We start from the raw sequence: 13,216 nt of genomic DNA on the forward strand, positions 1-13,216 counted from the left end.
GATAAATGGAGATAAAATGGATTTACAACTTCCTAAAAGCGAATACCCGAGAGTAGTAATAGTTGGCGGTGGGTTTGGCGGCATTGAGTTAGCTAAACGTTTAAAAAACAAGCCTTTTCAGGTAGTGATGCTCGATAAACATAACTATCATACCTTTCAACCATTGCTTTATCAGGTAGCCACGGGAGGTTTAGAAGCCGATTCGATCGCATTCCCATTAAGAAAGATTTTTAAGGGTCAAAAAAACCTGATCTTTCGCGTAACCAAAGTTACAGAAGTAAATGCAGCAGAAAATTGTTTACAAACCGATATAGGCAGAATTAATTACGATTATCTGGTTATTGCAACAGGATCTACCAGTAACTTTTTTGGCAACAAAGAAATCGAGGCCAATTCCATGCCAATGAAGTCGATTCCTGAAGCCCTGGATTTAAGAAGTTTGATTTTGCAGAATTTCGAAAAATCGCTGATCGAAAAAGATGCAGATAAAAAAAGTGCCCTATTAAACTTTGTGGTGGTGGGCGGCGGACCAACGGGCGTTGAAACCTCTGGTGCCATTGCTGAACTTAAAAGACATGTGATTCCGAATGATTACCCCGAAATGGATTTAAGTAAGGTTAACATTTACCTGATCGAAAATTCGCCAGAATTGTTAGGCGTAATGTCGCCACAGGCACAGAAAAAAGCCAAAGATTTCCTAACCGATATGGGCGTGCAGATTATGAATGAAACCCGGGTATTGGGTTATGACGGACATACGCTCACTTTACAGGATAAAGCACCAATTTTAAGTTCTACTGTAATTTGGAGTGCAGGTGTAAAAGGAGAAGTATTAGCCGGTTTAGACAAAGCAGAAGTAGTTCGTGGAGGCCGGCTGAAGACCGACACACAAAATTTAGTTGTAGGTTATCAAAATGTATATGCAATAGGCGATGTAGCCGCTATTATTGATGAAGAAACACCTAACGGTCACCCTGGAGTTGCACCTGCCGCCATCCAACAGGGACATCACCTGGCCAAAAACCTGATCAATATCAAAGAAAATAAACCCTTAGAGAAATTTAAATATTTCGATAAAGGCTCCATGGCTACAGTTGGTAGAAACAAAGCTGTTGTTGATATCGGCAAAATCCGTTTTCAGGGCGTATTCGCCTGGTTTACCTGGATGTTTGTTCACTTAATGACTTTAGTGGGCTTCAGAAACAAGATCATTGTTTTCGTCAATTGGGTTTGGAGTTATTTTAGTTATGATCGCGGAACCCGTTTAATTATCAGAACCTTTGCAAAAGATCGGAGTGTGGATTACAGGGAAGAAATAACTGGTGTAAAAGAGGTTAATGTGTCTTAAGGGTTTAGGGTAACTTTGGTGTTAGAAATTTGTTTTCAGTTTCTTCTTTTCTTTGCAAAAAACTTTGTGCACTTTGCGATTAAACCAAAAATATGAGCCACACCAATTTCAAATTAGTTGAATGCCCGCGTGATGCCATGCAAGGACTACACGATTTCATTCCAACTGAACTTAAGGTTGAATATTTAAACCTATTGCTTCAGGTTGGTTTCGATACGCTTGATTTTGGAAGTTTTGTTTCGCCTAAAGCCATTCCGCAAATGGCCGATACAGCTGAAGTTTTAGCACAACTTGATTTAAGCAGCACTAATACAAAACTCTTGGCTATTGTAGCTAATTTAAGGGGCGTAGAAGAGGCAGTAAAGCATGAGGCGGTTGATTACCTTGGTTTCCCATTTTCAATTTCTGAAACCTTCCAACAGCGCAATACCAATTCAAGCATAACACAATCGCTGAATACGGTAGAAGAAATGCTTTCACTTTGCACAAAAAATGGTAAGAAAGCTGTCGTTTATCTGTCAATGGGTTTTGGAAATCCCTATGGCGATGAATGGAATTATGAAATTGTAGAAAAATGGGCGGATGTACTGGTGAGTAAAGGCGTGGAAATTTTATCGCTGGCTGATACAGTAGGCGTTTCCACACCTGAAAAAATAGAAACAATAATGCCTAAATTAATTTCAAGATTTAACAGAACAGAAATTGGCATTCATTTACACTCCACGCCTGCCGAAAGGATTGAAAAGATATCGGCTGCTTATCATGCTGGTGTAAAACGCATAGATTCAGCATTAAAGGGTTTTGGTGGCTGCCCGATGGCTGCTGATGATCTCACCGGCAACATCGCTACGGAAGCCGTAATTGGCTTTTTGAATACAAAAGGTGAGAATTTGGCGTTGAATATGGATAAATGGCAGGAGGCAATGACCTTATCGGAGAAGATATTTGGGTAGATTTTTTGAGTGATCGTCATTGCGAGGAACGAAGCAATCCTACAAATATGGGTGGGGTAGCTTACTTCAAATCCAGCGATCGCTTTAAGATTGCTTCGTGACTCGCAATGACGGAATTATTAAACCAATTCTTCATATAAATCAATCCAATCTGGATTTTTAGATACAATCAAATCTATTTTCTGCTGACGGCTTCCACCTTTTACTCTCTTTTCTTCATCAATAGCTTCTTCAATATCAGGGAAAAACAAGTAATAAACTAACTTATAACATTTATATCTTGAAGTAAAGCTTTTAGGAAAGTCGCTGTTTTTATGTTGCCAAACCCTGCCTTGTAAATCTGAGGTTACACCAGTATAAAAAACGGTATTAAAAGAATTTGTCGTGATATAAACACATCCTCCTCTTTCCATCATAATTTAATTAGTAATTTGTTACGTCTTCATTGCGAGGAACGAAGCAATCCTACTACTATGGGTGGGTAAATAACTAAAATCCAGCGATCGCTTTAAGATTGCTTCGTTCCTCGCAATGACGATTTTTCGTTGAATAGTCAATACTTTCCGTGTCTCAGCAGCAAATTATCTTTAAACCTTCTTCACCATTTTAAAATGCTGTATGCCAGCCTCCTCAAATTGTTCTCCCTCAGCTACAAAACCAAATTTAGCATACAAGCTCATGGCATCTAATTGCGAATTTAAGTAAATATAATGTGCATCCTCCGGCAGATCAGATAAGGCCTCAGCAATTAGTGCACGCCCTACCCCTTGCCCTCTAAACTCCTTTAAAACCGCAAAGCGCTCTAATTTATAACCATTTTCCGTTTTACGCCATCTACAAGCACCGCAAGGCTGTCCGTTGCTGGTCGCCAAAAAATGTGTAGATTCCTCTTCATGCTCCCATTCCAGTTCTGGCGGACAATTTTGTTCATCTACAAAAACAATCTTACGTATAGCAAATACTTTATCTAAATCTTCTGGGTGATTAACTTTTTGAACGTGCAGACTCATTATCGTGTTTTTTAAAGTGTTTATTCGATTTTACTTTTATTTCATTTAATTCCTTCGCAACATCAATTGAATGTGAGCAATGAATATCGGTCTCTTTTTTGGCAAGCGTGGCAATCGTAACGTAAAATTTATGTAACTGATCCAGCTCTTTTTCACTCAGGTCTTCAATATCCACCATCCGGTTACTGGCACCCTGTTGTGCAGCAATCAATTCATTTAATTTTAACTGTATCGCCTTTCCGTCTTTGTTCTGCGCCTTCTGAATCAAAAACACCATTAAAAAAGTAATGATGGTTGTTCCGGTGTTGATTACGAGTTGCCAGGTTTCAGAATATTTAAATATCGGGCCGCTCAACGCCCAAATTACTACAATGGCGGTTGCACTGATAAATGCTGCAGAACTACCCGTAAACTTGGTGGCCGCATTAGCAAATTTTTCGAAAAAGTTATTGCTTTTATTATCGCTTTTAGATTTTGACATCACAATTTTGTTTGCTTAAATATACCATAAAACAAACAAAAGCGCCATAAGTTTTTAAACCTACGGCGCTTTCGTTTTATGTTGTAATGTTAAATACATTGTAATGTTGGAAGGTTGAAAAGTTTCGACTTTAAAACATTTCAATCTTTCAACATTCTAACGCTCTTAAAGCTTATCGTTAACGTTTATACAGTTCAAATCTTCGAAAGCAGTAGTTAAACGCTTCACAAAAGTTTCTTCACCTTTACGTAACCATACGCGTGGGTCGTAGTATTTTTTGTTTGGTTTATCATCGCCATCAGGGTTACCGATCTGACCTTGAAGATAACCTTCATTCTTTTTGTAATATTCTAAAATACCTTCCCAAAATGCCCATTGCATATCCGTGTCGATATTCATTTTAATTGCACCATAAGAAATGGCTTCCCTGATTTCTTCCTGAGATGAACCAGAACCACCGTGGAATACAAAATTAATCGGTTTCTCTGCAGTTAAGCTAAATTTTTCTTTGATAAAATCCTGAGAATTTTTCAAAATTACCGGTTGCAGTCTTACGTTACCTGGTTTGTAAACACCGTGTACGTTACCAAAAGCTGCAGCAACCGTAAAACGAGGGGAAACTTTACTTAATTCTTCGTAAGCGTAAGCTACTTCGCTAGGCTGTGTATATAATTTAGAGCTGTCTACATCGCTATTATCAACACCATCTTCTTCACCGCCTGTTACGCCAAGCTCGATTTCGATAGTCATGTTCATTTTAGCCATACGTGCTAAGTATTTTGCGGAAATTTCCATGTTCTCTTCGATAGATTCTTCCGATAAATCTAACATATGAGATGAAAACAAAGGTTTGCCGGTTTCAGCGAAGAATTTTTCGCCGTGATCCAATAATCCATCAATCCATGGCAATAATTTTTTAGCGGCGTGGTCAGTATGTAAAACCACAGCAACACCATAATGTTCTGCCAATAAATGTACATGTTTAGCTGCAGATACAGCACCTAAAATACATGCCTGTAATTTCTCGTTATCTAATGATTTACCAGCATAAAACTGGGCACCACCATTAGATAATTGAATCATAACAGGCGAATTTACTGCCTTTGCAGTTTCCAATACCGCATTTACCGTATTGGTACCGGTAACGTTTACTGCTGGTAAAGCAAACTGATGTTTTTTAGCCTGCTCAAATAATTCTTGAACGGCATCTCCGTAAATTACGCCTTTGTAGCCTTTTAAACTCATTTCTTGTTAATTTTATTAAGTCCGAAGTTATAAAAAAAATTAACATTACAAGCTTTTGTAACAACAGAATTATTTGCTTAACAGCAAAATAAAGCCTATTTAGTGTAAAAAACACATTATCCTTAGTGTAAAAAAGACACACTTAAGTTTGCGATTAGTAGTTGGCAACAGACAAAAATCAGTTTTCAATTACCTTCACCATTGGCAATCAACTATCAACCAATAAACCATTGACTATTTTTACGCCTAATAAGGTTCATGTTTATTTTATTTTTCGTTTCTTTGCAATCCAATTCTTCAAAAAATTATATGGCTTGGTTTAAGAGAGAAAAAAAAGGTATCATTACTACAACAGAGGAGAAAAAAGAAGCACCGGATGGGTTGTGGAATAAATGTCCGAATTGCAAAAAACCGCTACATCAGGCAGAGCTTCAGGAAAACAAATACGTTTGTCACTACTGCGACTATCATCTGAGAGTAGGCTCTAAAGAATATTTCGAGGTTTTATTTGATAACAATCAGTTTAAAGAGCTGTTTCCCAACCTCACATCGGGCGACCCATTAAATTTTAACGATAACAAACCCTACACCGATAGAATTAAAGAAAGCCAGGCTAAAACAGGCTTAAAAGACGCTATCCGTGCTGGTGTTGGTAAAATAGAAGGACAAGAAATCGTAATTGCCTGTATGGATTTCGCTTTTATCGGCGGTTCTATGGGTTCGGTTGTTGGTGAAAAGATTGCAAGATCTATTGATTACAGTATCAAACATAAAGTTCCGTTCCTAATGATCTCAAAATCAGGCGGTGCACGAATGATGGAAGCCGCGTTTTCGTTAATGCAAATGGCTAAAACCTCAGCTAAATTAGCATTATTAAGTCAGGCTAAGATTCCATATATTTCTTTATTAACCGATCCAACTACCGGTGGTGTAACGGCATCTTACGCCATGTTAGGCGATATTAATATTGCAGAACCAGGCGCATTAATCGGTTTTGCCGGTCCAAGGGTAATTAAAGAAACCATTAAAAAAGATTTACCTAAAGGTTTCCAAACTTCCGAATTCGTTCTGGAACATGGTTTCCTTGATTTTATAGTAGATAGAAGAGCCATGAAAGCTAAATTGGGTGCTTTTATTAAAATGATGAATAATTAATTAGTTCAATAGCTTATTCGTCATTAGTTTATTAGTGCAAACTGACCAATAAACAAATGACTAATGAACAAATAAACTATTATAAGAAAAGCAGGGCTTGAATGACTTCGGTTAATTCAGTCCTGCTTTTTGCTTCAAGTCCTCGCTACACTCTGGGCTTTTCGCGGCATCCGATAGCTATCGGATCAGGTTAATATTCTGCAAGCCTGCAATTCTTTGGGAAGGCAGTTCCCGACATGTGTTAAAATTAACCCCACCTGCACTGTCATCCTGAGCTTATTTGTGAGGTCAGATGTTGCCATCTGACCTTTAAACCTAGTGAATCATTTCAAGACTGCGGTTGTGTCAGCTGATAAAAGTTGACACCACAACTCAACTGCAACATTTCTATTAACATCCCCAACCCTACCTCATATTTCATAAATTAGCCATCAAATCATTAACCCTAACTCATTATGAATAAAAAGCTACTATTCTCTGCGCTATTCCTTTGTACTTCAACCATTCTTTTTGCACAAGACAGGAAAGTAATCGACAATATCATCAAAGAAGTAAATGAAAACTCTCAATTAGAGAAACTGGCACATGAACTTTTAGATGTTGTTGGTCCCCGGCTAGTTGGCTCGCCACAAATGAAACAAGCCAACGATTGGGCTGTAAAAAAATATAGCGATTGGGGCATTTCTGCTAAAAACGAAAAGTGGGGCGAATGGGCCGGTTGGGAACGTGGAGTTACACACATTGATTTAATAAGTCCGCGGGTAAGAACCCTGGAAGGCACGCAATTGGCCTGGAGTCCATCAACTAATGGTAAAAACATCAATGCAGAAGCGGTTATACTTCCTCAAATTACCGATTCGGTATCTTTTCAGAAATGGTTACCCAATGTAAAAGGTAAAATTGTTTTAATTTCCATGAACCAACTTTCTGGCCGACCAGAAAAAAATTGGGAAGAATTTGCCACAAAGGATCTTTTCGAAAAATTCAAAAAAGAAAAAGCTGATGCCACTAAAGCATGGGCTGCAGGCCTTGCTAAAACGGGTTATACCAACAAAACACTTCCTGCAGCTTTAGAAAATGCAGGTGCTGTGGCTGTAATAATCAATAACTGGTCGCAGGGTTTTGGTGTAGATAAGATTTTTGGTGCCAACACCACCAAAGTGCCTACCTTAGATTTATCCGTAGAAGATTACGGCCTGGTCTATCGTTTGGCCCTAAACGGCAACAAACCGATGCTTAAAATCGAATCAGAATCAAAAAAACTGGGCGTTGTACCAACGTTTAATACTATTGCGGAGTTGAAAGGCAAGCAAAAACCAAATGAATATGTGATGCTTTCAGCACATTTCGATTCATGGGATGGTGCAAGTGGTGCAACAGATAATGGCTCGGGTACCATTTTAATGATGGAAGCCATGCGAATTTTAAAGAAATTTTACCCTAACCCAAAACGCACCATTTTAGTGGGGCATTGGGGCAGCGAAGAGCAAGGCTTAAATGGTTCGAGGGCATTTGTAGAAGATCATCCGGAGATTGTGAACAATCTGCAGGCTTTGTTTAACCAGGATAACGGCACAGGTCGTGTGGTTAATATTGGCGGACAAGGTTTTGCTAAATCAAAAGATTATATCACGCGCTGGTTGGCTGCTGTACCAGATACCATTAAAAACCAGATCAAAACCAGTTTCCCGGGCACACCTGGCGCAGGGGGATCAGATTTTGCATCATTTGTGGCCGCCGGAGCTTTAGGGTATTCGTTAAGTTCTACCAGCTGGGATTATGGAACATATACCTGGCACACCAACCGCGATAGTTACGACAAATTGGTTTTTGACGAAATCAGAAGTAATGTGATACTTGCAGCCATCATGGTTTATATGGCTTGTGAAGATCCAGAGAAAACTTCAAATGAAAAAGCAACCGATCTACCTGTAAATGAGCGTACCGGAAAACCAGCTACCTGGCCAGTACAAACAAAATCGAATAGAAAAGGTGGAATGTAAATAAAAATTTTGAATCGTTTTATAAAGGAGCATTTGGAAACGGATGCTCTTTTTTGTTACCTCAGTCGTCAGTTCCAGCGGAGTGTGACATAGCTGAGAACCACGCAATACTCAACGGAGTCTAAATTTATTTAGATGGAATTCCTCATTTAACTATGCTCTAGAGATGACGACGCTTTTATTGAAATCCGCTCATAATTTGAGCGTCATCACCCTGAATTTATTTCAGGGTCTTATCGCTGAATAGATGCTGAAATAAATTCAGCATGACGATTGCGCAAAAACATCTACTCCTCCTTCTTCTGAAACTTATAAAACAGATACCCTAAAAAAGGTAAAATTAATATACTACCCAATAAAAGGGCTAAGCCCAAACTGTAAATGGTTTTTTCTGGTCCAGCGGTTTCCAATAACGAAATGGCATCTCCGCTTTTTAAACGGATAAAATTAGGAAAGTGGGCATAACTAATAGCCAGAAGGATCATCGTTACCTGGAAGCCTGCTAAAATGCGTAAAACCTTGGTTTTGCCTTTTATCAACAGGTACCATAAAAGTACCAGCGATATACTGGCCAAAATAATGGCCGATAACCCGACATTGCTTTTGAAAACCCAATCAATCAATGGAATTTTATCACGCTGCGCAGCAATAAATACCATTGCACCAAAAACAACTGCCGCCACATTCATGAATTTGGCCTTTTTAATAAACCGACGTTTATCATGCGCTTCTGTTGTTTCGCCGATCAGGTAAATGGCCGCCAGGAAACCGCAGAGCGATACTGTAAAGAAACCCACAGCTACAGAAAACCAGTTTAACCAGCCCGATATATAGGCCGTATAAAAATCTGTCGCCTGCGAATCAATATGTCCTGAAATTAAGCTTCCGGCAATAATGCCTAAAAATAAAGCAGTTACAAAACTTGAATATCTGAATATCCGGTTGTATAACCATTGCATATCATCTTTTACAGCATCGTAATGGCGAAATACGAAAGCGGTACCACGCGCTATAATCCCGATGAGCATAATAGCCAAGGGTATATGCAGGTAAACCGACATAGTGGTATAAATAAAAGGGAAACCTACAAAAAGGATCACAATCGCAATGATGAGCCACATGTGGTTGGCCTCCCATACCGGGCCAATAGCGTGATACATGGTTTTACGTGTTCTACTCCTATTTTTTGTGGAGGTAAAAAGCTCTATAATCCCCGCACCAAAATCAGCCCCACCCAATAAAAAGTAAAGCAAAATGGCCATGCATAAAAATGTGATTACAACTTCTTTCATATCTGAAAATGATTACACCGATATTTTGATTACACTGATTAATAAGATTTGCCTTGTATTGTTCACATTCATCAGTGGTTAATTGCTGTTAGATTCATCTTTATGATATAATACAGGTACCATTTTGATCTGCCGGTAAAGCAAAAACGTTACGATTATACTTAGCGATATGTAAATGGCCGAGAAGATATAAAACGAATATGCAATACCTGGCATTGGCGTTACCGCATCTTTGGTATGCATAATACCATAAATAATCCATGGCTGCCTGCCAACCTCTGTAACTACCCAACCAGCCTCTAAAGCGAGGTAACCTAACGGAATGGCGAGAACAAACAGTTTTAGCAGCCAACGTTTTTCGGTTAAAGGTTTCTTTTTAAAAAGAATGAAGAAGTAGGTTAAAGATATTAGCAGTAATAATGTACCAATCCCCACCATTATCTGAAAAGCATAATGGGTGATGGCTACCGGTGGATGTTCATTTTCAGGGATCTGATCCAAGCCTTTAACTTCAGCTTTGAAATCACCATGCGCCAGAAAACTTAAGGCCCCCGGAATTTTGATTGCGCCCGTTACTGTTTTATCTTTTTCGTTTACAATACCGCCGATCAATAATGGGGCAGGTTTTTCGGTTTTATATAATGCTTCCATGGCCGCCAGCTTTGCAGGTTGGCGCTTGGCAACATCTTTTGCAGAAATATCGCCGCTTAAGGGCTGTAATACCGCAGCAATGCAGGCAAATACAGCCGCTATTTTAAAGGCTTTTAAATGAAAATATGCATTTCGGTTGCGTAAGATCATTAAAGCATGTACGCCGGCTACAGCAAAGCCTGTTGCGGTAAATGCGGCTAGGCACATGTGTAATGCCTGGCTAAACCAGGCTTTATTGAACATGGCTTGTATGGGATCGATGTTGAGGTATTGTCCGTTGACAAAATCAAAACCCGCCGGACTGTTCATCCAGGCATTGGCGGCCACGACCAGTATACCGGAAGCAAGTCCGCTAACGCCTACTACCATGCCTGTAAACCAGTGGAACCATTTATTCAACTTATTCCAACCATATAGGAAAAAACCAAGGGCGATCGCTTCGATAAAAAAGGCTGTTCCTTCCAATGAAAATGGCATTCCGAATATAGGTCCGGCATGATCCATAAATTTTGGCCAAAGTAAGCCTAGCTCGAATGATAGCATTGTACCCGATACCGCACCTGTAGCAAAGAATATGGCAACCCCTTTACTCCAGGCTTTTGTGAGGTTTTTATACACCTCATCATTGGTTTTAAGCCATTTGTAATGTGATACGGCCATAAAGAAAGGCATCACCATGCCGATACAGGAAAAAATAATGTGAAAGCCTAGTGATAAGGCCATTTGGGAGCGGGCAGCGATAAAATCATCCATGGGCTGTAGATTTTGAATAGTAACAAATATAGTTGTTAATGATTAAAGCCTATGGTAATTCAATGACGTTGAAAGGATTATTTTAAATATAGAACGTTTATAAATTGAAAAAAGATTTGGAGGACTGTCTTAAGGGAACGATATTTTTTTTTAGATAAAGATGAGCACTGATGGATATCAGTCATTTCGATCCAATTGCTATCGGATCGAAATGACTACTTTTCTTATGGAATATGAGGTTAAACTCCCTTCAATTCATCATAAGCAGCGGTTAAACTTCTTTCAATGCCTTCTCCCTTCCATTCGGGTGCATTTGGGATCGTAGTCGTTTTTAAAATATCTTCTTTGCTTTTACCTGCTTTGATTTCGCCCCCCACAAAAGTTAACAGGTTTTGAAGGTAATTTTGATAAGCTTTAACGTCAGTTTTATTTCCGGTTACTTTTTCCGGATCAAGGCTATGTCCCCAGATAAATAAAGTATCGTTATCAAACTGCTTCTGGATCTTATCTAAAGCCGTAATCCAATTGCCAATGTGTGCACCATTTTCTCTATCAATATATGGAAATTTACGGTTGAAAACCAGATCGCCTACATGTACGATATTGGCATTTTCAAAATGGTAAACGGCATCGCCATTGGTATGCCCCGAACCGTAATAATACGCTTTTATATTTTCGTTGCCCACTTTCGCACTCCATTTTGTTCCAAAAGTGGTATCAGGCAGAAGCTGTTTATCTAAATTATTTGCTTTTTCTGCGCCTCTTTTCTGGTTTACCAGTGAATTTTGGTGAGCAACCACTTTTTCTGCCAATCCTTTAAAAGAAATATTCCCTGCGGTATGATCTCCATGGTGATGCGTGTTGATCAAATATTTGAATGGTTTTTCGCCCAGTTTTTTCAACTCATCAATCACATGAGGTGCCGTAGTCGGGAACTGTGCATCTACCACTACAAAACCGCTGCTTGAATTTAACCAGCCGATGGTTCCACCCTGCTCGGTAAATATCCCCACATCGTTACGGAGCGGCTTAAAATCATAAGCCCGCAATAGTTCTTGCTGTGCAAAAACATCTGTTTTATAAATCGAAAGCAGGGCCATGGCCAATGCCGAATTTTTGATAAAATTTCTTCTTTCCATTTTGGGATTAAGCTAAAAAAAACCACAGCAAATGCTGTGGCTTAAATTTAATGATTTAAATGCTGAAATAACAACAATTATATACCTGCACCTGGCGTAGTACCCGGCTCATGCCCTGGACCAAATGAATTGTTCTTACGGTCTTTATCTTTGTTAAACAAATTGGTAGCTACTTTAGATGACTTATTTTCATCTAAAGTTCTATCCTCTTTAATATCTTCTGCGGTTTTATCCAGTAAATCGTTCTCAACAACTTTACCTTTTTCTTTATTCGTTTCCATAGTAATTGTAAATTGATTTACTATAGGAACAAGCAAAAAATAAGATTGTTTTCTTTAATCCTAAAAGTCCGTGTTTGGTGGCCCACCAAACTTGGTCCTCTAAAACAGGCATAGATGATTTCAATGTACTAACAGATTACAGAGATGTATTCTAAAATGCCCCACCTAATGCCTATGTTTGGTTACTCACCAAACACAATATGGAAATAATGTTATAGTTGGTAAGCCACCAACCATAGAAGCTACAACATTGCCCCGGGTAATTTTCCCAACTCATGGATGCATCCGAAAGAATGAAACCTCCTTTTATGGATTTTATTGAAATGGTTTGAAGATTCGAAAGAAAAAGGATTGAAGATAAATTTGTAAATGTGTTTTCTTCCTTCGTTTAATTTTTCTTCCAACTTTGCGTTTTCCAGATTTTGAATGTTGTGGTTAGTTTCCATGACGATATAGATTATTGAAAACCTATCGGGGTTTTCAGGATTAACAATTTTAATAATGAAAAAAAGCTTTTTTAAAATTTGCTTAACCTTATACCATGTGGGCTTTGATAAGGTTTCGTTCAGGAATAACAGATAAAATGGCTTGGATTGCCTTATGTTTGATTAAATATAAGCTTAATTTTTGAGTTTTGCAAGAGAATTTTATTAGTTTAAACGGTTAAGCATATATTATTTCAAAATTGATCGTTTATTTTGGAAATCAGCCCGAGTGGCATTTAGGTAGATACAGTCCTGCTTTTTACTTTACTACGCTCCGTGCTCGTTCCGATCAGGTTTATTGGCACAGCCAGCAATACTATTTGGGGTTGCAAGGCGCAGAGAATTTGCCTGTAAGAATGAATTTTTCTCTTGCATCATACAACCTTAAATAGCAGCACCAGCTTAATGGAGTTAAACCTG

General features: G+C 38.7%; 12 protein-coding genes. 4 read left to right on the top strand and 8 right to left on the bottom strand.

The features are described from left to right. The first annotated feature begins 16 nt into the window (after positions 1-16). Together OQX63_RS20790 and OQX63_RS20795 are read left to right on the top strand one after the other, a co-directional pair. The gene (locus OQX63_RS20790) at positions 17-1,348 is read left to right on the top strand and encodes an NAD(P)/FAD-dependent oxidoreductase (RefSeq protein ID WP_265852727.1); all 1,332 of its coding nucleotides are present in this window, start codon (positions 17-19) and stop codon (positions 1,346-1,348) included. A gap of 92 nt (positions 1,349-1,440) precedes the next feature. Next, positions 1,441-2,301, top strand: a complete 861-nt coding sequence (locus tag OQX63_RS20795) for a hydroxymethylglutaryl-CoA lyase (protein WP_265852728.1) — start codon at positions 1,441-1,443, stop codon at positions 2,299-2,301. 119 nt (positions 2,302-2,420) lie between these two features. On the opposite strand, the gene OQX63_RS20800 is transcribed toward OQX63_RS20795, so the two are convergent. The 4 genes from OQX63_RS20800 to fbaA all read right to left on the bottom strand — a co-directional run bounded on the left by OQX63_RS20800 (position 2,421) and on the right by fbaA (position 5,037). Next, a complete protein-coding gene (locus OQX63_RS20800; RefSeq protein WP_265852729.1) occupies positions 2,421-2,717 on the bottom strand; it encodes a GIY-YIG nuclease family protein in 297 nt (98 codons plus the stop codon). Between the two features lie 171 nt (positions 2,718-2,888). Continuing rightward, positions 2,889-3,311, bottom strand: coding sequence for a GNAT family N-acetyltransferase (locus tag OQX63_RS20805; protein WP_265852730.1), 423 nt, complete (start codon positions 3,309-3,311; stop codon positions 2,889-2,891). After that, on the bottom strand, positions 3,286-3,792 hold the full coding sequence (locus tag OQX63_RS20810; RefSeq protein ID WP_265852731.1) for a low affinity iron permease family protein: 507 nt from the start codon (positions 3,790-3,792) through the stop codon (positions 3,286-3,288). The genes OQX63_RS20805 and OQX63_RS20810 overlap by 26 nt, the downstream gene beginning before the upstream one ends. Before the next feature lie 165 nt (positions 3,793-3,957). After that, entirely contained in the window at positions 3,958-5,037 is a 1,080-nt protein-coding gene (gene fbaA / locus OQX63_RS20815) for a class II fructose-bisphosphate aldolase (protein WP_265852732.1), read from the bottom strand. Between the two features lie 309 nt (positions 5,038-5,346). On the opposite strand from fbaA, the gene accD reads away from it, so the two are divergent. Both accD and OQX63_RS20825 read left to right on the top strand, forming a co-directional pair. Further along, positions 5,347-6,192 (top strand): acetyl-CoA carboxylase, carboxyltransferase subunit beta, encoded by an 846-nt coding sequence (gene accD / locus OQX63_RS20820; protein WP_265852733.1) that lies wholly within the window; start codon positions 5,347-5,349, stop codon positions 6,190-6,192. 455 nt (positions 6,193-6,647) lie between these two features. Beyond that, a complete protein-coding gene (locus tag OQX63_RS20825; protein ID WP_265852734.1) occupies positions 6,648-8,195 on the top strand; it encodes a M20/M25/M40 family metallo-hydrolase in 1,548 nt (515 codons plus the stop codon). Positions 8,196-8,482: 287 nt separating this feature from the next. On the opposite strand, the gene OQX63_RS20830 is transcribed toward OQX63_RS20825, so the two are convergent. The 4 genes from OQX63_RS20830 to OQX63_RS20845 form a co-directional block, all read right to left on the bottom strand. Further along, a complete protein-coding gene (locus OQX63_RS20830; protein ID WP_265852735.1) occupies positions 8,483-9,487 on the bottom strand; it encodes a cytochrome d ubiquinol oxidase subunit II in 1,005 nt (334 codons plus the stop codon). A gap of 78 nt (positions 9,488-9,565) precedes the next feature. Then, on the bottom strand, positions 9,566-10,891 hold the full coding sequence (locus OQX63_RS20835) for a cytochrome ubiquinol oxidase subunit I (protein WP_265852736.1): 1,326 nt from the start codon (positions 10,889-10,891) through the stop codon (positions 9,566-9,568). Between the two features lie 239 nt (positions 10,892-11,130). Next, positions 11,131-12,030: an MBL fold metallo-hydrolase gene (locus OQX63_RS20840; RefSeq protein WP_265852737.1), complete on the bottom strand. Its 900-nt coding sequence runs from the start codon at positions 12,028-12,030 to the stop codon at positions 11,131-11,133. Positions 12,031-12,107: 77 nt separating this feature from the next. Beyond that, positions 12,108-12,311, bottom strand: coding sequence for a hypothetical protein (locus OQX63_RS20845; protein ID WP_265852738.1), 204 nt, complete (start codon positions 12,309-12,311; stop codon positions 12,108-12,110). Positions 12,312-13,216: the final 905 nt, after the last annotated feature.

The organism is Pedobacter sp. PF22-3, assembly GCF_026239555.1.
GTDB lineage: Bacteria > Bacteroidota > Bacteroidia > Sphingobacteriales > Sphingobacteriaceae > Pedobacter.

Excerpts from the sequence above, each read along its gene's own strand:
- OQX63_RS20790 (WP_265852727.1), top strand. The coding sequence starts at position 17 with ATGGATTTACAACTTCCTAAAAGCGAATACCCGAGAGTAGTAATAGTT.
- OQX63_RS20795 (WP_265852728.1), top strand. The coding sequence starts at position 1,441 with ATGAGCCACACCAATTTCAAATTAGTTGAATGCCCGCGTGATGCCATG.
- OQX63_RS20800 (WP_265852729.1), bottom strand. The coding sequence starts at position 2,717 with ATGATGGAAAGAGGAGGATGTGTTTATATCACGACAAATTCTTTTAAT.
- OQX63_RS20805 (WP_265852730.1), bottom strand. The coding sequence starts at position 3,311 with ATGAGTCTGCACGTTCAAAAAGTTAATCACCCAGAAGATTTAGATAAA.
- OQX63_RS20810 (WP_265852731.1), bottom strand. The coding sequence starts at position 3,792 with ATGTCAAAATCTAAAAGCGATAATAAAAGCAATAACTTTTTCGAAAAA.
- fbaA (WP_265852732.1), bottom strand. The coding sequence starts at position 5,037 with ATGAGTTTAAAAGGCTACAAAGGCGTAATTTACGGAGATGCCGTTCAA.
- accD (WP_265852733.1), top strand. The coding sequence starts at position 5,347 with ATGGCTTGGTTTAAGAGAGAAAAAAAAGGTATCATTACTACAACAGAG.
- OQX63_RS20825 (WP_265852734.1), top strand. The coding sequence starts at position 6,648 with ATGAATAAAAAGCTACTATTCTCTGCGCTATTCCTTTGTACTTCAACC.
- OQX63_RS20830 (WP_265852735.1), bottom strand. The coding sequence starts at position 9,487 with ATGAAAGAAGTTGTAATCACATTTTTATGCATGGCCATTTTGCTTTAC.
- OQX63_RS20835 (WP_265852736.1), bottom strand. The coding sequence starts at position 10,891 with ATGGATGATTTTATCGCTGCCCGCTCCCAAATGGCCTTATCACTAGGC.
- OQX63_RS20840 (WP_265852737.1), bottom strand. The coding sequence starts at position 12,030 with ATGGAAAGAAGAAATTTTATCAAAAATTCGGCATTGGCCATGGCCCTG.
- OQX63_RS20845 (WP_265852738.1), bottom strand. The coding sequence starts at position 12,311 with ATGGAAACGAATAAAGAAAAAGGTAAAGTTGTTGAGAACGATTTACTG.